General features: G+C 69.8%; 21 protein-coding genes and 1 tRNA gene. 8 read left to right on the top strand and 14 right to left on the bottom strand.

Going from position 1 to position 22,153, the window contains the following annotated elements; translation table 11 throughout:
* Position 1 precedes the first annotated feature (1 nt).
* From AC3WJT_RS02960 to hemC, 10 genes are all read right to left on the bottom strand, one after another.
* On the bottom strand, positions 2-241 hold the full coding sequence (locus AC3WJT_RS02960; RefSeq protein ID WP_492341570.1) for an acyl carrier protein: 240 nt from the start codon (positions 239-241) through the stop codon (positions 2-4).
* A gap of 19 nt (positions 242-260) precedes the next feature.
* Positions 261-1,181 (bottom strand): class I SAM-dependent methyltransferase, encoded by a 921-nt coding sequence (locus AC3WJT_RS02955; protein ID WP_492341569.1) that lies wholly within the window; start codon positions 1,179-1,181, stop codon positions 261-263.
* Positions 1,165-2,220 carry a hypothetical protein gene (locus tag AC3WJT_RS02950; RefSeq protein WP_492341568.1) on the bottom strand — a complete coding sequence of 352 codons (1,056 nt, stop codon included), beginning with the start codon at positions 2,218-2,220 and terminating at the stop codon, positions 1,165-1,167. The genes AC3WJT_RS02955 and AC3WJT_RS02950 overlap by 17 nt, the downstream gene beginning before the upstream one ends.
* 131 nt (positions 2,221-2,351) lie before the next feature.
* Positions 2,352-3,917, bottom strand: coding sequence for an MBOAT family O-acyltransferase (locus tag AC3WJT_RS02945; RefSeq protein ID WP_492341567.1), 1,566 nt, complete (start codon positions 3,915-3,917; stop codon positions 2,352-2,354).
* 293 nt (positions 3,918-4,210) lie between these two features.
* A complete protein-coding gene (locus AC3WJT_RS02940; protein ID WP_492341566.1) occupies positions 4,211-4,834 on the bottom strand; it encodes a YceI family protein in 624 nt (207 codons plus the stop codon).
* Positions 4,835-4,992: 158 nt separating this feature from the next.
* A tRNA-Thr gene (locus AC3WJT_RS02935) sits at positions 4,993-5,068 on the bottom strand.
* A gap of 32 nt (positions 5,069-5,100) precedes the next feature.
* Positions 5,101-6,627 (bottom strand): heme biosynthesis protein HemY, encoded by a 1,527-nt coding sequence (locus tag AC3WJT_RS02930; RefSeq protein ID WP_492341565.1) that lies wholly within the window; start codon positions 6,625-6,627, stop codon positions 5,101-5,103.
* Complete coding sequence (locus AC3WJT_RS02925; RefSeq protein WP_492341564.1) at positions 6,624-7,499, bottom strand: COG4223 family protein; 876 nt, start codon at positions 7,497-7,499, stop codon at positions 6,624-6,626. The genes AC3WJT_RS02930 and AC3WJT_RS02925 overlap by 4 nt, the downstream gene beginning before the upstream one ends.
* Complete coding sequence (locus AC3WJT_RS02920) at positions 7,496-8,248, bottom strand: uroporphyrinogen-III synthase (protein WP_492341563.1); 753 nt, start codon at positions 8,246-8,248, stop codon at positions 7,496-7,498. Before AC3WJT_RS02920 ends, AC3WJT_RS02925 begins: the two co-directional genes overlap by 4 nt.
* 32 nt (positions 8,249-8,280) lie before the next feature.
* Complete coding sequence (gene hemC, locus AC3WJT_RS02915; RefSeq protein ID WP_492341562.1) at positions 8,281-9,231, bottom strand: hydroxymethylbilane synthase; 951 nt, start codon at positions 9,229-9,231, stop codon at positions 8,281-8,283.
* Between the two features lie 72 nt (positions 9,232-9,303).
* Between hemC and tsaD the strand changes: the two genes are divergently transcribed.
* Genes tsaD through AC3WJT_RS02895 form a run of 4 tightly spaced genes read left to right on the top strand, consistent with a single transcriptional unit; the run spans position 9,304 to position 12,036 of the window.
* Positions 9,304-10,392: a tRNA (adenosine(37)-N6)-threonylcarbamoyltransferase complex transferase subunit TsaD gene (gene tsaD / locus AC3WJT_RS02910; RefSeq protein WP_492341561.1), complete on the top strand. Its 1,089-nt coding sequence runs from the start codon at positions 9,304-9,306 to the stop codon at positions 10,390-10,392.
* Positions 10,389-11,390: an NAD(P)H-dependent glycerol-3-phosphate dehydrogenase gene (locus AC3WJT_RS02905; RefSeq protein WP_492341560.1), complete on the top strand. Its 1,002-nt coding sequence runs from the start codon at positions 10,389-10,391 to the stop codon at positions 11,388-11,390. Before tsaD ends, AC3WJT_RS02905 begins: the two co-directional genes overlap by 4 nt.
* A gap of 8 nt (positions 11,391-11,398) precedes the next feature.
* Positions 11,399-11,689: a YciI family protein gene (locus tag AC3WJT_RS02900; protein ID WP_492341559.1), complete on the top strand. Its 291-nt coding sequence runs from the start codon at positions 11,399-11,401 to the stop codon at positions 11,687-11,689.
* Positions 11,677-12,036 (top strand): Rieske (2Fe-2S) protein, encoded by a 360-nt coding sequence (locus AC3WJT_RS02895; RefSeq protein WP_492341558.1) that lies wholly within the window; start codon positions 11,677-11,679, stop codon positions 12,034-12,036. Before AC3WJT_RS02900 ends, AC3WJT_RS02895 begins: the two co-directional genes overlap by 13 nt.
* A 128-nt stretch (positions 12,037-12,164) precedes the next feature.
* On the opposite strand, the gene AC3WJT_RS02890 is transcribed toward AC3WJT_RS02895, so the two are convergent.
* Positions 12,165-12,914 (bottom strand): creatininase family protein, encoded by a 750-nt coding sequence (locus AC3WJT_RS02890; RefSeq protein ID WP_492341557.1) that lies wholly within the window; start codon positions 12,912-12,914, stop codon positions 12,165-12,167.
* Between the two features lie 137 nt (positions 12,915-13,051).
* Here AC3WJT_RS02890 and acs point away from each other — a divergent pair, with 137 nt between their 5' ends.
* On the top strand, positions 13,052-14,938 hold the full coding sequence (gene acs, locus AC3WJT_RS02885) for an acetate--CoA ligase (RefSeq protein ID WP_492342364.1): 1,887 nt from the start codon (positions 13,052-13,054) through the stop codon (positions 14,936-14,938).
* 23 nt (positions 14,939-14,961) lie between these two features.
* A complete protein-coding gene (locus AC3WJT_RS02880) occupies positions 14,962-15,543 on the top strand; it encodes an SRPBCC family protein (protein ID WP_492341556.1) in 582 nt (193 codons plus the stop codon).
* Here AC3WJT_RS02880 and AC3WJT_RS02875 read toward each other — a convergent pair.
* Positions 15,540-16,247, bottom strand: coding sequence for a hypothetical protein (locus AC3WJT_RS02875; RefSeq protein WP_492341555.1), 708 nt, complete (start codon positions 16,245-16,247; stop codon positions 15,540-15,542). The two genes, AC3WJT_RS02880 and AC3WJT_RS02875, sit on opposite strands and share 4 nt — an antisense overlap.
* 133 nt (positions 16,248-16,380) lie before the next feature.
* Between AC3WJT_RS02875 and AC3WJT_RS02870 the strand changes: the two genes are divergently transcribed.
* Positions 16,381-19,236, top strand: a complete 2,856-nt coding sequence (locus tag AC3WJT_RS02870; protein ID WP_492341554.1) for a M16 family metallopeptidase — start codon at positions 16,381-16,383, stop codon at positions 19,234-19,236.
* 131 nt (positions 19,237-19,367) lie between these two features.
* Positions 19,368-20,546 (top strand): aminotransferase class I/II-fold pyridoxal phosphate-dependent enzyme, encoded by a 1,179-nt coding sequence (locus AC3WJT_RS02865; RefSeq protein WP_492341553.1) that lies wholly within the window; start codon positions 19,368-19,370, stop codon positions 20,544-20,546.
* 34 nt (positions 20,547-20,580) lie between these two features.
* On the opposite strand, the gene AC3WJT_RS02860 is transcribed toward AC3WJT_RS02865, so the two are convergent.
* Together AC3WJT_RS02860 and AC3WJT_RS02855 are read right to left on the bottom strand one after the other, a co-directional pair.
* Positions 20,581-21,105 carry a DUF1993 domain-containing protein gene (locus AC3WJT_RS02860; protein ID WP_492341552.1) on the bottom strand — a complete coding sequence of 175 codons (525 nt, stop codon included), beginning with the start codon at positions 21,103-21,105 and terminating at the stop codon, positions 20,581-20,583.
* Between the two features lie 83 nt (positions 21,106-21,188).
* Positions 21,189-22,112, bottom strand: coding sequence for a LysR family transcriptional regulator (locus AC3WJT_RS02855; protein WP_492341551.1), 924 nt, complete (start codon positions 22,110-22,112; stop codon positions 21,189-21,191).
* Positions 22,113-22,153: the final 41 nt, after the last annotated feature.

Raw genomic sequence — 22,153 nt, 5'->3', positions numbered from 1 at the left:
CCTAGGCCTTCTTCTTCTCGATGAGATCGATCAGGTCGCCCAGGGTGGCGAAGGTCTGGATCTCATTGGTCGAGAACTTCACGCCGCAGGCCTGTTCGACCATCACGATGAACTGCACATGCGCCAGGCTGTCCCACTGGCCGACATCCTTTGCCGAGATGGCCCGCGTAACCGGACCTTCGTACTCGTCGAACAAGTCGCGCATGATCTCGGTGATCTGCGCCAGGCTGTCTTGCGACATGCGGTCTAACTCCCGGAAGCTACGGTTTGCGGCCGATGACGGCGGCGGAAATGGTCAGGTTGAGGCGGCGCGCACGGTCCAGCGTCGCCCCGGTGCAGGGCGCGAAGCAGGTGTCTTCGATTTCGAAGCCGGCGGCGGCGACCATATCGCTGACCTCTTCGGGCGTGCGGAACAGATACAGATGATCCGGCGCTGGCGAATTGACCGGCGCGTTGATGAAGATCCGCCCTCCCGGCGCCAGCAGTTTGTAGAGCGCCTTCAGCGCTTCGAGCGGCTCCTCGAGATGTTCCAGCACTTCGGAGAAGGTCACCGACTGGAAGGACGCCTCGGGCGCGGCGAAGATGTCCACCTCACGCAGGATGATCCGCTCGGGATCACAGCCCATGCCGTTCAGGGCTTCCTGGGTGTTGGCGAGGCTCGCCTGGCTGATGTCCCAGCCCTCGGCCGTCGCGCAGGCCGGCGTCGCGGACGCCAGGGCCAGGAACAGGCCATGGCCGGGGCCGACCTCGAGATGGGTGAAGCCGTCCGGATTTCCGGCGAGGAAGGCGTCGCGGTAGTAGCGCATCACCTCGGTGTGGTTGCGCCACCAGAGCTGCGAGGCGAGCAGCCCGTTCATGTAGCGGGCCATGTACTCGCGGTTGGCGTAGACCTGTTCCAGCGCATCCGCGAACGAGGTCAGCCGGTAGCGTCCGTTGCGGCGGAAGAACAGCTCCTCCTCCAGCACGATGCCGCTCAGCCAGTGGTAGTCGGTGAAGATGGTCTTCAGGTCGCCCTGCGCGACGCGGTCGACCATGACGGCGAGCTGGTCGAGAAACACCAGCCCGGCTTCATCTTCCCCGACGAACCGCTTCTCGAGATAGGCGCGGTGCTCGGGGAAAACGTCCAGCTGAAGATCGATGGCCCGGGAGAGATTGGGGTACGCGTCAGGAACCAGTTTCATTACCCAATCCCAGCTTTGAATTCCGCAGTTGATAGGCTTTGGCCGCCGCCCTGAGCCTGACTGCATACGCATCGACGTTCCCGGGCGTCAATCGATAGGCGGGATCATCAACCGCCAACAGGACCTTTTTCAGAAGCGCGGGATCATACAGGTGCGAAGTGTCCCGGAAGGCGCCCAGATCGGACACGTTTCGCGGGTCGCTATCGATCGCCGAGACCGACACGCCGGGCAGCGTCGCGGCGACCTCGACCATGCAACGCCGCAGCAGCAACTGGTCGGACAGGAAGGTAGAGCCGCCCAGCGACAGGTACTTCGGTCCCGCGACCCATTCGTAATACATCGCCAGCGAATAGGGCGGGACGATGATGTCGACCCGCTTGCCCTGCGCGGACAGGGCGCGAAGAGCGGGCAGGAACTGCACATTGAAGGCGGGGAACGCACCGCAATCGGTCGCGCCGACGCGGTCTACATCAGCGCGATGCCGACCGAGCAGGCGCTCGATGCGCGCCATGGTCTTCTGCGTCTGAAAGCTCTGGTATCCCCTGTCGTTGAAAGCAGTTTCGTCCGCGTCTGCGACCGCCGGATCGGGCATCGAGCTGCCGGTCCGAAGCAACCTGGCGGTCGCCGCCAGGCCGCGTTGATCGACCATCCGCAGGTCGTTGAACGGGTCATCGTCGTAGAGATAGACCGGAAAATTGTCCCGCTTCTGGTCAACGGACCGCGCGTAGAGCCAGTCCAGTACGATCAGAACGCGGGGCGCGGCCGACTCCTTGACGATCGTCGTCGTCGCCAGATGGCGATCAAGCGCGCGGCTGGCGTGATAGCTGATGTTCCAGGGATCGCGCGCGCCGGGAAAAGCGTCGCGAAGGTCGGCGGCCGAATAGGTCGTCGAGGTCGATCCGCCGATCAGGACGAGATCCGCCTTCGGATCGCGCGCGGCCATCTTCAACAGATAGCCGGCGAACCGGGGCTGGTGGGCGGCGCCCGCGTCGGCGCGCAGTCCCCAGCGGTAGAGATCATAGGGGTCGGCGCCGAGCACCAGGGCCGCGGCGGCCCAGTAGGCGACGAGGATCGTGCTGAACACCAGCAGGACCGGCGACAGCCGGCGCCGGAAACCTCGCCCCTTGCTGCGGGACGAAGCGGGATCGACGGAGGGATTGGGCGCCATGCCTAGAACCCCTGATAGAGGAAGGGTGGCTGCCGGGAGACATAGTAGAGCCCCCAGACGAACAAGGCGCCGGCAAACAGGGCCCAGGGCCAGGTCGGCCGCCAGGCGGGAAACAGCCAACGCACGGCGGGCGAGGGGTTGTCGTAGGTCGCGAGACCCGGTCGCCAGCGCCGCAGGAGCTCCACGCTGTTGGGCATGAGGTAGATCACCGCGAAGGCGGCCATAAGCGTCGCGACAGCCTTGTAGAACGGCACCGCGCCGGGAATGCTGAAGTCGAACGCGAACAGCGATTTCAGCAGATGTCCCATGGCGCCCAGGCTCTCCGACCGGAACAGGGCGAAGCAGAGCGCCATCGGGATCAGGAATATGCAGCGGCCGATGAACGTGCGCAGCCAGTCCGGCGACTGCTTCTTCCAGCGCTTCCACGCCTTGGTGTTCCGCGCTTCGGTCTCGAGAATGTACCAGGCGCCGTGGACCAGTCCGAAGGCGACGAAGGTCCAGAGCGCGCCGTGCCACAGGCCGATGACCTCGAAGTTCACCAGGAGGGGAATCCAGAGGGCCAGCATCCGGGTCGGGCCTTTCGGCCAGCGGCGCTTCATCGCGAAGCGCGTGCCATTGAGCGACAGCGGCGTGTAGAGGAACCGGGAGATCACCCGCGTCAGCGTCATGTGCCAGCGGCGGTAGAAATCGATCACGCCGACCGACTTGAGCGGCGAGAAGAAGTTGATCGGGTACCGCAGCCCGAACATCCGCGCGAGGCCCAGCGCCATGTCGGAATAGCCGGAGAAGTCGAAATACAGCTGCGCGTAGTAGGCGAAGACGCCGATCCAGCCGCTGATCGGGTGGATCGCCAGCCCGTCGCCCGCATGGCTGAAGACGGTGTCGGCGTATGGGGCGAGGTTGTCCGCCAGCACCAGCTTCTTGAACATGCCGATGGTCATCAGCGTCAGGCCGACGGCGATGTCGCTCTGCCGGAGCCGGCCGAACCCCTGTGTCGCGACCTGGGGCTGGAATTCCTTCAGGTAGGTGATCGGCCCGATCACCAGCTGCGGGAAGAAGGTCACGAAGGCCGCATAGCGGACAAAGCCGGCGGCGCGGTCGCCCAGGGTCTTCAGTCCGCCCAGATACCGCACGACGCTCTCGTCGCGACGATAGGCGTCGGCGAGGAAGGCCGCCTGGTGGAAGGTGTAGAAGGATATCCCCGCCGGAATGATCAGGTCGGTCGCCTCGAGGCCGCCGCCCCTGAGCACGAAGGCGCGCAGGATATGGTACTTGAACCAGATCAGGGTGAGCAGGTTGTAGCCTTCCCCGCCCCAGACCAGCGCCAGCCTCAGGCGACGGCGGTCGTCGGGCAGATTCAGCAGGCCCTGCGAAATCAGGAAGTTCACCGCCACCGAGGTGATCAGCAGCCCCGTGCTGAAGGCGCCCCACGGCAGGTAGAACACCATCGAGGCCGCGAAGATCACCGCGAGGCCCGCCGTCGCGCCCCACAGCCGGCTCAGCCCATAGAACAGGGCGCAGGCGACCGGCAGGAACACGAACAGGAACAGGGGGTCGGTAAACAGCATCTCAGAGTCTTGCGGGTCGTCGATCGTGGTTCACTGGCACACCCCCGCAACACTCATACGACCGGCCCTCCTCGGGCCGAAAGTTGCGTCGTCATCGTCCGGAAGGCCGGCGGTGCGACAACGCCCTTCACGGCGACGACCCGCCCCGGGTGTCCGGAACGGGCCGTCTGGTGCGACAATCTGACTATGGCATGGCCCTCACGGCCTCGCCAGTCCCGGTGGTGGTCGGGGCCGGTCCCGGGCAGGAATGCGCAGGCCGCAGGCACGGGCGCTGCGCCCCGATCGCCAGGAGCCTAGCCGATGCGCTTGAGCTCCGCCTCGATGGTCAGGGTGACCTCGTCGCCGACCGCGGGCACGTAGGCGGTGATGCCGAACTCGGACCGCTTGATCACGGCCTTGCCGTCGAAGCCGAGCGAATAGGTCTTGTCGAGCGGGTTGACCCCGGCCTGGTTGAAGGTCGCCTCGACCACGACGGGCCGGGTGACGCCGTGCAGGGTCAGGTCACCGGTGATCAGGGCTGTCCGCTCGCCGGTCAGCTTGACGCCGGTCGCCCTGAACGTCGCGGTCGGGAAGGCGGCGACGTTCAGGAAGTCCGCCGACTTGAGGTGGGCGTCGAGCGCGGGATTGAGCGTCCCCAGCGAGGTGGTGTCGACGGTGACGTCCAGGCTCGCCGCCGTCGGTTTCGCAGGATCGAGCGTCAACGCGCCGGACACCGCCGCGAACTGGCCGGTGTAGGTCGAAAAGCCGAGGTGGTTGATCGACCAGGTGATCTTGCTGTGCCCGGCGTCGAACCGGTAGGCCCCGGCCTGGACCTCTGCGGGAACGCTGGTGAACGGCCCGCGGGCCTCCACGGCGAAGGGGGCGATGGCGAGCGCCAGGGCGAGGCCGGCGGCGGCGAACAGGGCGGGACGGGTCATGCGGGGATCTCCACGGAAAGCAACGTCCGAGCAGATGCACCGCCGCGTCGAGAACCGCAACTGCGTCAGTTACGTTACTTTCTGAAGGCGCATGCAGCCCTGTTCACGGCTGGCGCCGGCAGGCGCACGTCCGGTCGAAACCTTGTGGGAAAAGGAAGTGGTGCCGCTTAGGTGACTCGAACACCTGACCCCATCATTACGAATGATGTGCTCTACCAGCTGAGCTAAAGCGGCCCTTGTGGGGCGTGGGGCCCCGGAAGGAGCGCCTATTTAGCGGCGCGAGTCGGGCTTGCCAAGCGGCGCCGACGCGGAGGCGGCGAAGTGGGTGGCGGATCGTCCTGCGGCGGCCGCGCATAGTCGGGCACGCCGGGGTCGTCGGGGATCGGCATGATCGCCGCTCCGGCCTCGGCGGCGGCGAGAAACGGCGTCGATTCCACATAGGAAACCGGCAGGTTGGGCAGGTCGTTGATCGTCCGCTCCTGACGCTCCAGGCGCGGGTGGATCAGTTCGCCGGTCTCGCCATAGACGGCGACCAGACGGGTCCAGTCCTCGGGACGATAGGCGAAGGCGCGGCCTTCAGGGTCGAGATCGGACCAGTCCGGCTCCTGCGGCGCGGCGGCGCCCCGGGCGATCCAGGCGCGGGCTTCGTCGACGGCGCCGGCGGCGTTGGCGGCGCGGGCCTGCAGTCCGGCGAGGCGCTGGGTCACCGGCTCGTCGGCAAGGCTACGGGCGGCCTGGCGGGCGGCGCTCACCTCGCCGCCGATCAGGGCCTGTTCAACGGCCAGCACGCGGCTCTCCCGCGCCCCGGGATTGAGCGCGACCAGGCCGCTCAGGCGTTTGGCCCGCTCGCGCGGGGTCTCGTCGGTGCGCAGGTCGCGGTAGGCCAGCCAGAGCGCCGGGTGCGGCTGGCTCTTCCAGGCGCCCTCCAGCAGACCGGATGCGCGGCTCGCCTTGCCATCGGCGGCCAGCAGGCGCGCGGCCATCACCACGCCCGGCGCGAAGTCGGGCTTGAGCTTGACCGACTGCAGCGCGAACTCGAGCGCCTGAGCGCGCATGCGGTCGCTGGAATGGTTTTCGAAACTGGCGGCCGAGGCGGCCAGCAGGGCGGCGCGCGTGCGGTCGGCGACCAGCGGCGAGACGACCTTGCGCTCCTGAGCGCCCTGGACGAGGTCGAGCGCCGCGGCCCAGTCACCGGCCTCGAGCCGCGAATCGACCAGCGCCCGCCAGGCCCAGCGGGCGGTCTTGGCGAGGCCGTAGGCGCTCTGCGCGTGACGCAGGGCCGCGCCCTTGTCCCCTTCGGCGAGCGCGGTCTGCATCAACCCCTTGAGGCCGGCCAGCCGCATGTCGGGGAAGCCGAGCATCGCGGAATAGGCGGCCTTGGCGGCGGGCAGGTCGCCGGCGGCTTCGGCGGCCTGGGCGGCCAGCACCCGGACCAGCGCCGGCGCGTCGTCCGCAAGTTCGGCGGCCTTCTGCGCCAAGCGGCGCGCTTCGGATCCGTCGCCGGCGGCGGCGGCGAGGAAGCCGCGCGCGAGGGCTTCGCCGCCCTGTTTGCGGCGGCTGTCGGCCTTGGCCCGGGCGGCGCGCTGCGGCGCCTCGAGCAGCCACTTGAGGAAGCTCCAGAAAATCGTCGCCAGCAGGGAGACGAACAGCACCAGCAGAGCCGCGGCGGCGGCCGTCATGTCCACCCGCCAGCCGCGCCAGACGAGGCTGGCCACGCCCGCGTCGCCGCCAAGGGCGACCGCAGCGACCGCCAGGGCCGCGACGAGGAACAGGACGATGGCGGTACGGATCATGGCTGCGCCCGCGAAACGGCCATCAGGTCGGACAGGGCCATGGCGCGGATCGTCGCCACCTGCCGGTCGACGGCGATGCGCTGCAGGGCGCGGGTGCGCCAGGGCGCCATGGCCTCGGCGGCCTTGGGCGGCAGGCCACGCAGGACCTTCAGCGCGCCTTCGAGGTCGCCCCCGGCCACGGCGTCGCCGGCTCGGGCGAGGAGGGCGTCGGGGCCATCGCCGCCGGCGCCGACCCGGCGAATGGTGACGATCGCCGACAGGGCGTGGCCTACGCGCGCCAGGAAGCCTGCTCGCTCGCCCGGATCGCGGGCGGCCACGGCCGCGCGGGCGGCGGAGGCGTCGAAGTCGGCGGCCAGCGCAGCGCGGCTGGTCACGCCATTCTCGGCATAGGGACGCAGGGCGCGGACTTCGCCCGACAGCGGCAGCACGCGCTCCAGCGCCGCCAGCTCGGTTTCGAACGATCCCGACCCTTGCGTCGCCTCGGCCAGCGATGCGGCGGCCAGGGCGGCGGCGGCGGCGTTGACGGTGCGCGCCTGGCTGGTCTCGAGCGCCAGGACGCGGGTCTGCAGGGCGGCGATCTCGGCCGAAGACGCTGCGGCGTCCGCAGCGGGCGCCAGGCCAGCCGCAGGACCCGTCGACGGCGCGGGCAGGTCGAAGGACTCGGCCGGCGGCGCAGCGGCCGTCGCCGCGGGCGCCAGCGCATCCTTGCCCCAGATTCGCGGGGCGAATTTCGTCACGGCGGCGCCGGCTACGACGCTGAGCACGCACAGGGCGATAGCGGCCCAAAACCCGACGCCGAAACGGCGCGGTCGGCTGTACACGGCCGGATCCATCGGCGGCGAGATCTCGGCGGGGTCGGGCGCGGCGGTCATCGGCTCTTCAAACGCCTCGTTGCGGTCCTGGGGGAGGTCCCGGTCGAACCCCCTCTTCCTATCAGATTAAGCAGCGCCGCCTCGATCGGAAACGGGGCGCGGACAACTTCTCGCACTTTCGTGCGCGCGACCGGCTTCGCCACCGCGGCCGAGAGGCACAGCAGACGCAGTTTGGGCAGGTCCCGACCGCGCAGCAGGCGCGCCAGCGCCCGGGCCGCCTTGGGCGAATGAAGCAGCGTCACATCAAGGGTTTCAAGCTTCGCCAGCAAATCCTCCGGAGGCGGCGTGACCACCGAATCGTACAGCGCCAGGCCTCTCGCCTCGAGCCCTTCGGCGATCAGCGCGCCCACCAGGTCGCCGGCGGGCTCGGCGGCCCCGGCATGCAGCACGGCGCCGCGCAACTCGATCTTTCGGGCGGCGATTCGCCCGGCGAGGGCGTTGACGTCGCCCTCGGCCGACAGGATCGCCTTGAAGCCCGCCGCCTTCGCCGCGGCGGTCGTGCCGGCGCCGACGGAGAAGACCCGCACGTCCCTGCTTGGAGAGACCTCGGCGAAGGCGCGCACGCCGTTGGCGCTGGTGAAGGCGAGGGCCGCGACGCCGCCCAGGTCGACCTGGACATCCGCGAGCGTCTCGATCCGCAGCAGGGGCGCGACGATGGGCGTATGCCCCAGGGCGGCGACCCGCTCGGCGGTCGCCGCGGCGCCGGGTTCGGCGCGGGTGATCCAGACGGTGAGCGGGGGCGAGGCCATGGCCAGCACCCTGACGCCCGGCCCGTCGGGGATCAATCCTTCAGCAGGATATCCGCGCCGCCTTCGATCCTGACCGCCTCGCCGAGGCGCAGACCGAGGTCGCGGGCGTCGGCCTCGGCGTCCGCGCCCAGCTCGACGGCGTCTTCGCGGCGATAGCGGCGCGCGCCGTCCGGCGTCAGGGCCTCGACGATGAGGCTGAGCCGGCGCCCCTCGAGCCGCGCATGCGCCCCGACGGCGGTGCGGCAGGATCCTTCGAGGGCCACCAGGGCGCCGCGCTCGGCGGCGACAGCGATGGTCGTCGCCTCACAGCGCATCGCGGCGACCCATGCGGCGTTCGCATCCCCGGCCCGGGTCTGGATCGCGAGAGCGCCCTGGCCCGGGGCGGGCGGCGCGGCGACGGGGTCGAGGAACCCGCGTGGAGCATGGCCGAGGCCAAGCCGGTTCAGACCGGACGCCGCCAGCAGGATCGCGTCCGCCTCACCGGCGGCGAGCTTGGCGAGCCGCGTGTCGACGTTGCCGCGCAGCATGAAGATCTCGAGATCGGGCCGCACATGCAGGGCCTGTGCCTGGCGGCGAAGGCTGGCGGTGCCGAGCTTCGCGCCCTTCGGCAGCTCGGCCAGCGAGGCGTAGTGCGTTGAGACAAAGGCGTCGCGCGGGTCCTCGCGCTCGGGGATGGCGGCGATCACCAGCCCGGGCGGATTTTCGGCCGGCACATCCTTCATCGAATGGATCGCCGCGTCGATCCGGCCCTCGAGCAGGGCTTCCTCGATTTCCTTGGTGAACAGCGCCTTGCCGCCGATCTCCAGCAGGCGGCGGTCCTGGATCCGGTCACCGGTCGTGGTGATGACCACCAGCGGGGCGGCCTCCTCGGCGCGATCACCGGCGCCGATCGCAGCGGCGATGCGGTCGCGCATCATGCCGCTCTGGGCGAGGGCCAGCTTGGACCCGCGGGTTCCGATCCGGATGGGCGGTTGCGACGACACGGCGGGGGGGCTACCTCGGGCGGGAAGAAGACGCCCCGCTGCTATACGACGGGCGTCCGGGCCGCAATGTAGATGACCACGCTCACCGTCCTCGGGATCGAGACCAGCTGCGATGAAACCGCCGCCGCCGTCGTGCGGCGGGACGCGGACGGGCGCGTCACGGTGCTGTCCTCGATTATCGCCAGCCAGATCGCCGAACACGCCCCCTACGGCGGGGTTGTGCCGGAAATCGCCGCGCGGGCGCATGTGGAATCCATCGACGGCATCGTCGCGCGGTCCCTGTCCGAAGCCGGGCTGGGCTGGAGCGACCTGTCCGGCGTCGCGGCCACGGCGGGTCCCGGCCTCGTCGGCGGGGTGATGGTCGGACTGTCGTTCGGCAAGGCGGCGGCGCTGGCCCGCGACCTGCCGCTGATCGCGGTCAACCACCTGGAGGGGCACGCCCTCAGCGCCCGGCTGGCGGACGAAATCCCCTATCCCTTCCTGCTGCTGCTGGTCAGCGGCGGCCATTGCCAGCTGCTGGAGGTGGCCGGAGTCGGCGCTTGCCGCCGCCTGGGCTCGACCATCGACGACGCGGCCGGCGAGGCCTTCGACAAGATCGCCAAGAGCATGGGGCTGGGCTACCCGGGCGGACCGGCGCTGGAGCGTCTGGCCGAGGGCGGAAACCCGGAACGCTTCCCCCTGCCCCGCGCCCTGCTGGGCCGGGAGGGGTTCGACTTCTCCTTCTCGGGCCTCAAGACCGCCGCCGCCCGCGCTGCGGAGGGCCTGACCGCCGACGCCGACCGGCGCGACCTGGCCGCCAGCGTCCAGTTCGCCATCGCCCGCCAGTTGGCCGAACGGACCCAGCGGGCAATGGCCGCCTATGCCGAGGCCCATGACGGCAGGGACCTGCGCTTCGTCGTCGCCGGCGGTGTCGCGGCCAATATGGCGGTGCGCACGCGACTGGAGCAGGCCTGCGCCACGCACGGCTTCTCGTTCCACGCCCCGCCGTTGAAATACTGCACCGACAACGCGGCGATGATCGCGCTCGCCGGCGCCGAGCGGCTGGCGCTGGGGCTCGTCGACGGCATGGACGCCCCGGCGCGGCCGCGCTGGCCGCTGGACGCCGCCGCGGCCAGCGCCAATCCTACCCATGTTCCCGGACGCAAGGGCGCCAAGGCATGAGCGAAGCTTTCAACTACGCCGGAGTCATCGGCGGCGGCGCCTGGGGCACCGCCCTGGCCCAGGTCTGCGCACGCGCGGGGATGTCGGTGGTGCTGCAGGCCCGGGAAGCCGAAGTGGTCGACGGCATCCGCGCCAACCGCGAGAACGCAGCCTTCCTGCCGGGGGTGAAGCTCGACGAGGCCATCGACGTCACCACCGATCTCGGCGACCTGTCGGCCTGCGACATCATCCTGGCGGTCGCCCCGGCGCAGCATCTGCGCTCGACCCTCGACGCCCTTTGCTCGCACGTTCGCGACAACCTGCCGATCCTGCTGTGCGCCAAGGGCGTCGAACAGGGCACGCTGCAGCTGATGACGCAGGTGCTGGCCGAGACCGTGCCGCAGGCCTCGCCCGCCGTCCTGTCCGGTCCCAGCTTCGCCGGCGAGGTCGCGCGCGGTCTGCCGACGGCGGTGACCCTGGCCTGTCCCGACGAGGACCTCGGCCGGGCGCTGGCGGAGGCCGTCGCCACCCCGACCTTCCGCCCCTACCTCTCGACCGACATGATCGGCGCCGAGGCCGGCGGGGCGATCAAGAACGTGCTGGCCATCGCCTGCGGCATCGTCGAGGGCAGGGGCCTGGGCCGCAGCGCCCACGCCGCCCTGATCACCCGTGGTTTCGCCGAGATGACCCGCATGGCCGAGGCCCTCGGCGGTCAGGCGGAGACCGTGGCCGGCCTCTGCGGCCTGGGCGATCTGGTGCTGACCTGCTCCAGCCCCCAGTCGCGCAACATGAGCGTCGGTCTGGCGCTCGGAGCGGGTCAGTCGCTGGAGCAGGCGCTGGCCGGCAAGTTGACCGTGGCCGAGGGCGTCGCCTCCGCCCCGGCCGTCCGGGCGCTGGCCCGCAAGCTGGGCGTCGAGACGCCGATCAGCGAGGCCGTCGCCGCCATTCTCGCGGGAGAGGTAGGGGTGGACGAAGCGATCCTCGGCCTGCTCTCGCGCCCGATCAAAACCGAACGCTAGGAAAGCTCATGCCGCTCTTCATCGTCCAATGGAAAGACCGGCTGCCCGACGGCCCGGCGATCCGCGCCGCGACCCGCGAGGCGCATCTGGCCTGGGCGGCGGCCCAGCCGCTGAAGATCAGGCTCGGCGGGCCGTTCCTGACCGCCGATGAGGGCATGGCCGGCTCGATGATCATCGTCGAGGCGCCCGATCTCGCGGCCGCGCAGGCGTTCCACGCGGACGATCCCTACACAAAAGCCGGCCTCTACGAGACCTCCAGCGTCGAACCCTGGCGGGTCACCATCCCGTGGAAGGACTGAACCCGGCCCGTCCGCCGGCGGGGACGGTCCTGTGCCGCCTCGACGAGATCGCCGACCCCGGCTCCCGCGGCTTTCACTTCCAGGCAGGGGACAAGCTGTTCCTCGGCTTCGTGGTGCGGCGCGGCGATAGCCTGACCGGCTACGTCGACAGCTGCCCCCACACCGGCCAGCCGCTCGGCGGCCCGACCGGTCGCCATGTCACGCGCGAGAACGACCTGATCCTCTGCACCGGGCATGGCGCGCTGTTTCGCATCGGGGACGGCCTGTGCACCAGCGGGCCGTGCGAGGGGAAGCGGCTGACCGAATGGCCGGTCGCGGTGGTCGACGGCGCGGTGCTGACGGCCTGAACTAACACTGTCATCCCGGCCGGAGCGCAGCGGAGAGCCGGGAACCAGATTTGGCTTCAGGCAGGGTGGACGAGATTAAATCTGGGTCCCGGATCGACCTGGCGGCCGTCCGGGATGACAGGATGAGGTTAGGGCGCGACCTCAGCGCCGAACGCCGCCACATCCTCGATCAGCGCCTTCGCGGCCAGCGCCACCAGCTCGCCGCCCTTTTCCGGCGTCGCCTGCGCCGGGTCGGAGCCCATGCGGCCGTCGGCGTAGCGCGCGCGGAAGTCCACCGCCTCACGGATCGGACCGGTCGGGGCGATCTGTGGCGCGTAAGACGCCGTCTTGATCGCGTCCGGATAGGCCCACTGCGTCACCGCGATCTCGGACGGCGTGGCGTGGCTGCCGTGGCCGATGGGAAACTGGCGATTGGCCAGGCCGTTCACGCCCGACAGGTCCCACCAGTTCTTCAGCTTGCAGGCAAAGCCGCGCGGCTTTCCGGCGAAGCTGGCCTCGGCGTAAAGCTCGCTGAACGCCGCCTCGATGGTGTGCACGTTGCCGCCGTGCCCGTTGAGGAAATAGATCTTCTCGAACCCGTGCCCGGCCAGTGACCGGCACCAGTCGCCGATCGCCGCCATGAAGGTCGAGGGCCGCAGGCTGATGGTGCCGGGGAAACCCAGATGATGCTGCGCCATGCCGATGTTGAACGTCGGCGCGATCAGCAGGTCGTCGCGACCTTTCTGCGCCTCGATGGCGATGATCTCCGGGCACATCCAGTCGGTGCCGAGCAGACCGGTCGGGCCATGCTGCTCGTTCGAGCCGATCGGCACGACGACCGTCCTCGACCGCTGAAGGTAGGCCTCGATCTCGGGCCAGGTGGATTTGGCGAGCAACATGATCAAACTCCCGCAGCGGCATCCTTGCGCCGCCGACCTCCATCCGCATACTCGCGCACAACAAGAAGGCAAGGGAGTGCGGCGTGAGCGAGGGTCAGGTGTTTCCGGTTCCCGAGGCTTGGGCGAAGCGCGCCCACATGGACGCCGCCGCCTATGAGGCTGCCTGCGCCCGCGTCGACAGCGATCCCGACGGCTTCTGGCGCGACGTCGCCGGCCGGCTCGACTGGATCAAGCCGTTCACCCAGGTGAAGGACGTCTCCTGGAACCGCGACGACTTCCGCATCAAGTGGTTCGCCGACGGGGTGCTGAACGTCTCGGTCAACTGCCTCGATCGCCACCTGCCGACCCGCGCCGACGACGTGGCCTTCATCTGGGAAGGTGACGACCCCGCGGACTCGAAGACGATCACCTACCGCGAGGCGCACGCCGAAGTGTGCCGCATGGCCAACGTCCTCAAGAACCACGGCGTGAAGAAGGGTGACCGGGTCACGATCTACCTGCCGATGATCCCCGAGGCCGCCTACGCGATGCTGGCCTGCTCGCGGATCGGCGCGGTGCATTCGGTGGTGTTCGGCGGCTTCTCGCCCGACAGCCTCGCGGGCCGGATCCAGGACTGCGACAGCCGGCTGGTGATCACCGCCGACGAGGGCGTGCGCGGCGGCAAGATCGTGCCGCTGAAGATGAACGTCGACCTCGCCCTGACCCAGTGCCCGGACGTCGAGAAGGTGTTGGTCATCGAGCGGACCGGCTGCAAGTGGCTGAAGCACAGCGGGCGCGACGTCGCCTATGGCCCCGAGCGGGACAAGGCGTCGGCCGACTGTGCGCCCGAGCCGATGGGCGCCGAGGACCCGCTGTTCATCCTCTACACCTCCGGCTCGACCGGAAAACCCAAGGGCGTGCTGCATACCACGGGCGGCTATCTGACCTGGGCGGCCTGGACCCATGAGCTGGTGTTCGACTACCGCCCCGGCGAGGTCTTCTGGTGTACGGCGGACGTGGGCTGGGTCACCGGCCACAGCTACATCGTCTACGGCCCGCTCGCGAACGGGGCCACCAGCCTGATCTTCGAGGGCGTGCCCAACTACCCGACCGCCTCGCGGTTCTGGGAGGTGATCGACAAGCACCAGGTGGAGATCTTCTACACCGCCCCCACGGCCCTGCGCGCGCTGATGCGCGAGGGCGAGGATCCGGTGAAGAAGACCTCGCGCAAGAGCCTGCGGCTGCTCGGCAGCGTCGGCGAGCCGATCAATCCGGAGGCCTGGCTCTGGTATCACCGCGTGGTCGGCGAGGGCCGCTGCCCGATCGTCGACACCTGGTGGCAGACCGAGACGGGCGCCTGCCTGGTCAGCCCGCTGCCGGGCGCCACAGCGCTGAAACCCGGCTCGGCCAGCAAGCCGCTGCCTGGCGTGAAGCTGCAGCTGGTCGACGCCGAAGGGCTGGTGCTCGAGGGCGCCGTCAGCGGCAACCTCTGCCTGACCGACAGCTGGCCCGGCCAGATGCGCACGGTCTACGGCGACCACCAGCGCTTCATCGAGACCTACTTCACCACCTATCCCGGCAAGTATTTCACCGGCGACGGCTGCCGTCGGGACGAGGACGGCTACTACTGGATCACCGGCCGGGTGGATGACGTGATCAACGTCTCTGGCCACCGGATGGGCACCGCCGAGATCGAGAGCGCGCTGGTCGCGCACCACGATGTGGCCGAGGCCGCCGTGGTCGGCTTCCCGCACGACATCAAGGGCCAGGGCATCTACGCCTATGTGACGCTCAACGCCGATGTTCAGCCTACGGAGGACCTGCGCGCGGCGTTGGTCAAATGGGTGCGGCGGGAGATCGGCCCCTTCGCCGCGCCGGACGCCATCCAGTGGGCGCCCGGCCTGCCCAAGACCCGCTCGGGCAAGATCATGCGCCGGATTCTGCGCAAGGTGGCGGAAAACGACATCTCCAGCCTCGGCGACACCTCGACCCTCGCCGACCCTGCGGTGGTCGACGATCTCGTCGCCAATCGCCTGACACGATGATGCGGCCGGGGAGCGGACAGACGATGCGCCGGATGCTCCCCGCCCTGCTGCTGCTCCTCGCCGCCGGCCCCGCCCAGGCCGACTGGACCCTCGACGGCGACGCGCTCCGCCAGCTGTCGCGCGGCGCGGTTCATGCCGAAGTGCATCCGGACGGCGACGGGGTTTCCGGCGTCGTGCTCGGCGCCGTCGAGATCGACGCCCCGCCGGCCGTCGTCTGGCGGACGATCACCGACTGCGGCCGCGCCGGACGGATGGCGCCCAGCGTCAAGTCCTGCCGCATCACCACGAGTGACCCGGAAGGTCGCTGGGATATCCGGGAGATGATTGTCCGCAGCGGGATCATGCCCGCTTTCCGCACCGAATTCCGGTCCGACTTCACCCCGCTGCGGTCGATCCGCTTCCGCTGCACGGCCGGCGACATCCGCACCTGCAAGGGCGAATGGCGGCTCGAACCGCTGGCGGGCGGCCGAACCCGGGTGCTCTACGAAAACCGCGCCAGCTCGCCCTTCCCGGCCCCCGCCATCGTCGCCCGGGCAGCGATGCGCCTGGACCTCGCCGACGCCCTGCGCGCGCTGCGCCGGGAAGCGGAGTCCCGCGCCCCCTAGCGCGAGATCGTCTGCCGATAGGGGACGTACAGCGCCAGTTCCAGCGGCCCGGACTGGTACCAGGTGACCGGCAGGGTGAGCCCGTCGATACTGACCCCGTATTTGTCGCCGAAGGCCGCCGCCGTCCTGTTGGCGTCCGCCGCGACCAGGTTGATGATGTCGCCGCGATACTGTCCGGGACCGATCAGGGTCAGGTCCCAGCCCCCGCTCATCAGCACCTCGGTGCGGCCGGTCTTGGGCGTCTTCCTGACGAACGCGGTGACGCGGCCGGTGACCGAGTCATAGGTGTCGGTCGGCAGCACCCGCGTCTTCAGGGTCAGGGTCGCGGTGCTGGTGTCGACCTTGGCGGCCGCGCGGATGATGCCGTCGAGATCGGCGGCGTCGAACTTGCGCACGACGTCGTCGGTCTCCACCGCCAGTTCGATGCCCGCCGCCGCCGCGCCCTTCACCAGCGCCTGCAGCGTGGCCTTCAGTTCCGCCCTGCGCTGGACAGGATCGCGCGTGTCGCAGGTGACCTCGATCCGGGTCAGGATGTTGTCGGCCCGCTTTTTCAGCACGATCGCCGGGGTTTCGGTCGGCTCGTAGTCCTGCATCCGCGAGCCGGTGACGACGATCTCGGAGACATCGCTGTCCTGGGCGACGGCGATCGAGCCCGCGACGAGAACCAGACCGAGGGCCAGAGCGGTCAGACGCACGGCTTTCATGGAAACCTCCCGTTGTTTCCACCGAGCTTGGTCGCGGAGCGCGTCGGCGTCCAGCCGCCACATGACAGGACCGTAAGGTTTCGCCGCCGCCGCCCGGTGCTAGGGTCCGCGCACAGTTCATCCGGAGTTCTCCATGCGCCGTCCGGCCAAGGCCTTCCTGCTCGCCCTCGCACTTGCTTCCTCGGCCCTCGCGCCGGTGGCCTGGGCCCAGACCGCCCCCGCTCCGGCTGTCGCGTCCGCCGCCACGGACGTGCCGCCGATCGGCTTCAAGAGCCGCGTCCTGGCCAACGGGATGAAGGTCTTCTATTCGACCGACCGCACGACCCCGAACGTGACCGTGCAGGTCTGGTACGGCGTCGGCGCCAAGGATGATCCCGCCGGTCGCTCGGGCTTCGCCCACCTGTTCGAACACCTGATGTTCAAGGCCACCCGCGACCTGCCCGCGGAGTCCTTCGACCGGATGACCGACGATGTCGGCGGCTTCAACAACGCCTCCACTTGGTCGGACTTCACCAACTACTACGAGGTCGTCCCGGCCAGCCATCTGGAGCGCATCCTGTGGGCTGAGTCCCAGCGCATCGGCTCGCTCGTGGTCGATGAGGCCACCTTCAAGTCCGAACGGGACGTGGTGAAGGAGGAGCTGCGCCTGCGGGTGTTGTCCGACCCCTACGGCCGGTTCTTCCGGATCGTCATCCCGGACGCGAGCTATACGACCCACCCCTACAAGCGCCCGGGCATCGGCTCGATCGAGGACCTCGACGCGGCGACCGTCGACGACGTGCTGGCCTTCCACGCCACCTACTATCGCCCGGACAACGCCGCCCTGATCGTGGTCGGCAATTTCGACGAGGCCGAGCTGAACGGCTGGATCGACAAGTATCTCGCCCCGCTGAAGACGCCGGCGACGCCGCTGCCGCGCGTGACCGTCCGCGAGCCGGCCCGCACCGGCGCCCGCACGGTCACCGCCTACGCCCCGAACGTGCCGCTGCCGGCGGTCGCCATCACCTGGCAGGGGCCGTCCGCTTCGGACCCGGACGCCGCGGCGCTGGTGGTGCTCGACGCCATCCTGTCGGGCGGCAAGTCCTCGCGGCTCTACAACAGCCTGGTCTATGACCAGCAGTTGGCCCAGGCGGCCTTCTCCAGCGCCGACCTGAACGCGCAGCCCGGCCTGTTCTGGGTCGGCGCGATCATGGGCGGCGGCAAGACGGTCGAGGAAGGCCAGGCCGCCCTGATGGCCGAGATCCGCCGGCTGCGCGATGCGCCGCCGACCGAGGCCGAACTGGCAGAGGCCCGCACCGAGATGATCGCCAGCGCCGTTCGCGACCGCGAGACCATCGACGGCCGCGCCTTCTCGCTCGGCTACGCCCTGATCATGGAAGGCGACGCGGCCAAGGCCAACACCGGCATCGCCGAACTCCAGGCCGTCACCGCCGCCGATGTCCAGCGCGTGGCGCGCAAATACCTCGCCGACGACCGTCTGGTGACCATCCGCTATCTCGACGAAGGCCAGCGCCCAGCCGGCGAGGCCGCCCCGGCGCCTGCCAGGGTCAAGCCCGTCAAGTCGCCGAAGTTCAAGGGCCAGGTGTTCACCCTGGCGCCGGAAGCCGAACGCGCGACGCCCCCGGCGCTGGGAACGCCCGTCGCGCCGGTCCTGCCGGTCGCCTCTGAGAAGATCCTCGCCAACGGTCTGCGCGTGATCGTCGCGCGCAGCAGCGACCTGCCGCTGGTCACCGCCGAACTGACCGTCCGCTCCGGCGCCGCGGTCGACCCGGCCGACCGCGCCGGCGCCTCGGCCATGATGGCCGAACTGCTGACCGAGGGCACGACCACCCGCAGTTCCGTCGACATCTCCAGCCAGACCGAGGCGCTCGGGGCGGACCTGTCGGCCGGCTCGGGCTGGGAGTCCTCGTCGGTGACGCTCAACGTCATGCCGCAGAATCTCAAGGCGGCCATGGGCATCATGGCCGACGTCACCCTCAACCCGGCCTTCGCCCAGACCGAGCTGGACCGCGTCCGCGACCAGTCGCTCGACGGCTTCTCGGTGGCATTGAAGCGGCCGGGCACGGTCGCCGGCTTCATCACCCCGACGATTATCTACAGCGGCTCGTCCTACGGCCACGTGGCCGGCGGCACGCCCGCCTCGCTGCCGAAGCTGACCCGCACCGACCTGCTGGCGATCCACAGCACCTGGTGGCGGCCGGACAACGCGGTGCTGGTCATCGTCGGCGACCTGACCCCGGAACAGGGTTTCGCCCTGGCCGAGTCGGCCTTCGGCGGCTGGGCCCGTCCCGCCGCGCCCCTGCCGGCCCTGCCGATCGCCGACGCCAACCCGCCGGTGCGCAATGTGATCATCGACATGCCGGGCGCCGGCCAGGCTGCCGTCACCCTCGCCCGTCGCGGCATCGCCCGCAGCGACCCGCGCTACTACGCGGGCGTCGTGGCCAACGCCATGCTCGGCAGCGGCCTGTCCTCGCGCCTGAACCAGGAGATCCGGGTCAAGCGCGGCCTCGCCTACGGCGCCGGGTCCAGCCTGTCGGCGCGTCGGGTCGTCGGCGGCTTCACCGCCTCGACCCAGACCAAGAACGAGTCGGCCGCCCAGGTCGTCGGCCTGATCCGTCAAGAACTGGCCGGCATGGCCACCGTCCCGGCGACGCCGGCCGAGCTGACGGCCCGCAAGTCGGCGCTGGTCGGCGACTTCGGTCGCGACATCGGCACCACCGACGGCCTGGCGGGCATGCTCGGCGGGCTGGCCGTTTACAACATCGATCTGGGCGAGATGAACCTGTTCACCGGCAAGGTCGAGGCGGTCACCGCCGCCGATGTCGCGGCCTTCTCCGCCGACATCCTCGACCCGTCGAAAGCCAGCGTGATCATCGCCGGCGACGCGGGCAAGTTCGGACCCGACATCAAGACCGCCGTCCCGAACGCCACGGTCATCCCGATCGGCGAACTCGACCTCGACAGCCCGACGCTGAAGAAGGCGCAGTAACACCGCCTCAATCCTCCCCAACGCAGTTGGGGAGGGGGACCGCTCGAAGAGCGGTGGAGGAGAGTCCGTGCACCACCGCCCCTCCACCACGCTCCCCGCAAAGCGGGGAGGATCGTGTAGAAGATGCCCCCATGACCGCGCAGATCGACCCGTTCCACGCCATCGCCATCAGCCGGCTGGCGCACCAGCTCAAGGGTGAGGGCCGGTCGATCATCCACATGGAGTTCGGCCAGCCCTCGACGGGCGCGCCGGCGGCGGCGATCGCGGCGGCCCACCATGTGCTCGACACCGACGGCATGGGCTACTGGGAAAGCCCGGCCCTGCGCGCGCGGATCGTGCAGCACTATCGCGAGACCTACGGCGTCACGGTCGAGGAGAGCCGGATCATCCTGACGTGCGGCGCCTCGCCGGCGCTGGTTCTGGCCCTGCTGTCGGCCTTCTCGCCCGGCGAGCGGGTGGCGCTGGCCCGGCCCGGCTATGTCGCCTACCGCAACACGCTCAAGGCCCTGCGGATGGAGCCGGTGGAAATCGCCTGCGGCGCCGACAGCGGCTTCCAGCTGACGGCGGCGCATCTGGCGGCGCTCGACCCGGCGCCCGCCGGGGTGATCATCGCCAGCCCGGCCAACCCGACCGGCACGATCATTCCCGCCGACGAAATGCGCGCGATCGCCGAGGTCTGCCGTACACGGAACATCCGCATCGTCTCGGACGAGATCTACCACGGGCTCAGCTACGTCGAGCCCTGCCACTCGATCCTCGAATTCGAGCCGACCGCCCTGGTGGTCAACAGCTTCAGCAAATACTTCAGCATGGTCGCCTGGCGGCTGGGCTGGCTGCTGGCCCCGGCGGACCTGATCGCCAGCGCGCGCGCCTATGTCGGCAACCTGTTCCTCACCGCGCCGTCGCTGAGCCAGCATGCGGGTCTGGCGGCCATGGATGCGACCGCCGAGCTCGACGGCCATGTAGAGGTTTATCGCCGCAACCGCGCCCTGCTGCTGGAGGCCCTGCCGTCACTGGGGCTGGCCGACATCGCCCCGCCGGACGGGGCCTTCTACATCTACGCCAGCGTCGCCCATCTGACCGACGACAGCCTGGCCTTCTGCATGGACCTGCTGCGCGACACCGGCGTCGCCATCGCCTCGGGCGTCGATTTCGACCCCGTCGAGGGCCGCCGCTTCATCCGCATCAGCTTCGCCGTCTCGACATCCGAGGTCGAGGAGGCGCTGACCCGCCTTCGCCCCTGGTTCGCGGCGCGCAGCCAGGGGACATGTACCGAAGGCACGTGTCCCCCAAACCGGCAACTCGATTAGGGGACACGTACCTGCGGTACATGTCCCCGCGCCCTCAGCTCTTCAGCTTCAGCGCGCCGAGGAAGTAGCGCTTGCCGAGCGGAACGCCGTTGGCGCGCAGCACGTCGTAGGCGGTCGAGGCGTGGAAGTAGAAGTTCGGCAGCGAGAACGACAGCAGGAAGCCCTCGGCGGTGAACGGCATCTTGGTCGGGCCGAACTCGAAGGTCACGTCCTTGCCGGCCAGGGCGTTGACCTCGTCGGGCGTCAGGGCCCGCAGCGCCGCCTGGGTGTCGGCGATGATCTTGATCAGACCCTCGTAGGTCTCGGGCATGGCCGGGCCGCCGACCGCCTTGAACAGGCCGACTTTCACCGCCTCGATGGCGCCGATGGAGTGGTGGGCGATCGAGGTGACCTGGAACGCCAGCGGCAGCATGTCGCCGGTCAGCCGCTTGCCGACCAGATCATCAGGGTTCGCGCCCTCGTCGGTGCAGTGCTTGAGCCCCCGGTCAAGGAAGCCCGCGGCGGCGTCGACGGTCTGGAGGAACTGGCCGACGGTGATGTCATAGAGCGAGATGGTCATGGCGGTCGCGCCTCCCGGGTGCGTTGTTTTGTGAAACGGTGGGCACATTGCCCAGCGCGCCGTCCGGCGGCAATCCCCAACCGTCAGCCCGCCGCAAAGACCTCGCCGGCGATGTCGCTGATCTGGTCTCTGAGCCAGGCCAGCAGGGCGTCGCTGCTGCGGTGGCTGGCCCAGACCAGGGTCATCTCGTAGTCGCCCCCGGGGAAGGGCGCGGCCGCCAGATGGAGGCCGAGGGAGTCGCGAAACCGCTCCGCCAGGGCCCGGGACACGGCGGTGAGGCTGTCCCCGGCGGCAACCGAAGCCAGCGCCGCCACGAAGCTGGGCGTGGTCAGGGCGATGCGTCGCTCCAGCCCCTCCGCCGCGAGGATCGAATCGATCGTCGACTGACCATCGCCGAACAGACTGACGCCGACATGACTGTGCCGGGCATAGTCGGCCAGGCCCAGCGCGCCTGCGGACGCCGGATGACCCCTGCGCATGGCCACGACCAGACTGTCACGGGCGATCGGCGCGCTGACGGCGCCGGGCGGCAGCGGGGCGCCGGTGACGGCGAAGGTCAGGTCGACCTCGCTGCGGGCCACGCGCAGCGGCAGGTCGGGACTGTAGGCCTCGATGCGCAGTGTCACCCCGGGCGCCTGCGTCGCCAGCCGGGCGGCCAGCGGCGGGACCAGCAGCACGGTGTGGATGTCGCTGGCGACGAGACGGATCGTGCGGGTTTCCGTGCGAGGATCGAACACCGGCCGTCGGAAAAGACCTTTCAGGTCCCCGAGCGCCGTCTCCAACTGGGGAACCAGCGCCTCGGCGAACGGCGTCAGCACCAGGCCGCCCCCCTGGCGGACGAGCAGGGGATCGCCCAGCAAGTCGCGCAGGCGTCCCAGCGCCCGGCTCATGGCCGGCTGGCTGAGCCCGGCGTCCGCCGCCGCCCGCGTGACATTGCGCCGCCGCAGCAGCGCCTCCAGGGGCGGCAGCAGGTTCAGATCGACGGCGGCCAAATTCACTTCACGCATAGTCTGGATATAATCTATGCATTTCCGGCATGAACAAGGCC

Source organism: Caulobacter sp. FW305-C-30-S16 (genome assembly GCF_058783025.1).
Note: the sequence above shows the minus strand (reverse complement) of the source record. Positions and strands in the feature narration are given on the sequence as shown.

What these genes read in the sequence shown, in the direction of transcription:
- AC3WJT_RS02960 (WP_492341570.1), bottom strand. Translation starts at nt 241, where the DNA reads ATGTCGCAAGACAGCCTGGCGCAGATCACCGAGATCATGCGCGACTTG.
- AC3WJT_RS02955 (WP_492341569.1), bottom strand. Translation starts at nt 1,181, where the DNA reads ATGAAACTGGTTCCTGACGCGTACCCCAATCTCTCCCGGGCCATCGAT.
- AC3WJT_RS02945 (WP_492341567.1), bottom strand. Translation starts at nt 3,917, where the DNA reads ATGCTGTTTACCGACCCCCTGTTCCTGTTCGTGTTCCTGCCGGTCGCC.
- AC3WJT_RS02940 (WP_492341566.1), bottom strand. Translation starts at nt 4,834, where the DNA reads ATGACCCGTCCCGCCCTGTTCGCCGCCGCCGGCCTCGCCCTGGCGCTC.
- AC3WJT_RS02930 (WP_492341565.1), bottom strand. Translation starts at nt 6,627, where the DNA reads ATGATCCGTACCGCCATCGTCCTGTTCCTCGTCGCGGCCCTGGCGGTC.
- AC3WJT_RS02925 (WP_492341564.1), bottom strand. Translation starts at nt 7,499, where the DNA reads ATGACCGCCGCGCCCGACCCCGCCGAGATCTCGCCGCCGATGGATCCG.
- AC3WJT_RS02920 (WP_492341563.1), bottom strand. Translation starts at nt 8,248, where the DNA reads ATGGCCTCGCCCCCGCTCACCGTCTGGATCACCCGCGCCGAACCCGGC.
- tsaD (WP_492341561.1), top strand. Translation starts at nt 9,304, where the DNA reads ATGACCACGCTCACCGTCCTCGGGATCGAGACCAGCTGCGATGAAACC.
- AC3WJT_RS02905 (WP_492341560.1), top strand. Translation starts at nt 10,389, where the DNA reads ATGAGCGAAGCTTTCAACTACGCCGGAGTCATCGGCGGCGGCGCCTGG.
- AC3WJT_RS02900 (WP_492341559.1), top strand. Translation starts at nt 11,399, where the DNA reads ATGCCGCTCTTCATCGTCCAATGGAAAGACCGGCTGCCCGACGGCCCG.
- AC3WJT_RS02890 (WP_492341557.1), bottom strand. Translation starts at nt 12,914, where the DNA reads ATGTTGCTCGCCAAATCCACCTGGCCCGAGATCGAGGCCTACCTTCAG.
- acs (WP_492342364.1), top strand. Translation starts at nt 13,052, where the DNA reads ATGGACGCCGCCGCCTATGAGGCTGCCTGCGCCCGCGTCGACAGCGAT.
- AC3WJT_RS02880 (WP_492341556.1), top strand. Translation starts at nt 14,962, where the DNA reads ATGCGCCGGATGCTCCCCGCCCTGCTGCTGCTCCTCGCCGCCGGCCCC.
- AC3WJT_RS02875 (WP_492341555.1), bottom strand. Translation starts at nt 16,247, where the DNA reads ATGAAAGCCGTGCGTCTGACCGCTCTGGCCCTCGGTCTGGTTCTCGTC.
- AC3WJT_RS02870 (WP_492341554.1), top strand. Translation starts at nt 16,381, where the DNA reads ATGCGCCGTCCGGCCAAGGCCTTCCTGCTCGCCCTCGCACTTGCTTCC.
- AC3WJT_RS02865 (WP_492341553.1), top strand. Translation starts at nt 19,368, where the DNA reads ATGACCGCGCAGATCGACCCGTTCCACGCCATCGCCATCAGCCGGCTG.
- AC3WJT_RS02860 (WP_492341552.1), bottom strand. Translation starts at nt 21,105, where the DNA reads ATGACCATCTCGCTCTATGACATCACCGTCGGCCAGTTCCTCCAGACC.
- AC3WJT_RS02855 (WP_492341551.1), bottom strand. Translation starts at nt 22,112, where the DNA reads ATGCGTGAAGTGAATTTGGCCGCCGTCGATCTGAACCTGCTGCCGCCC.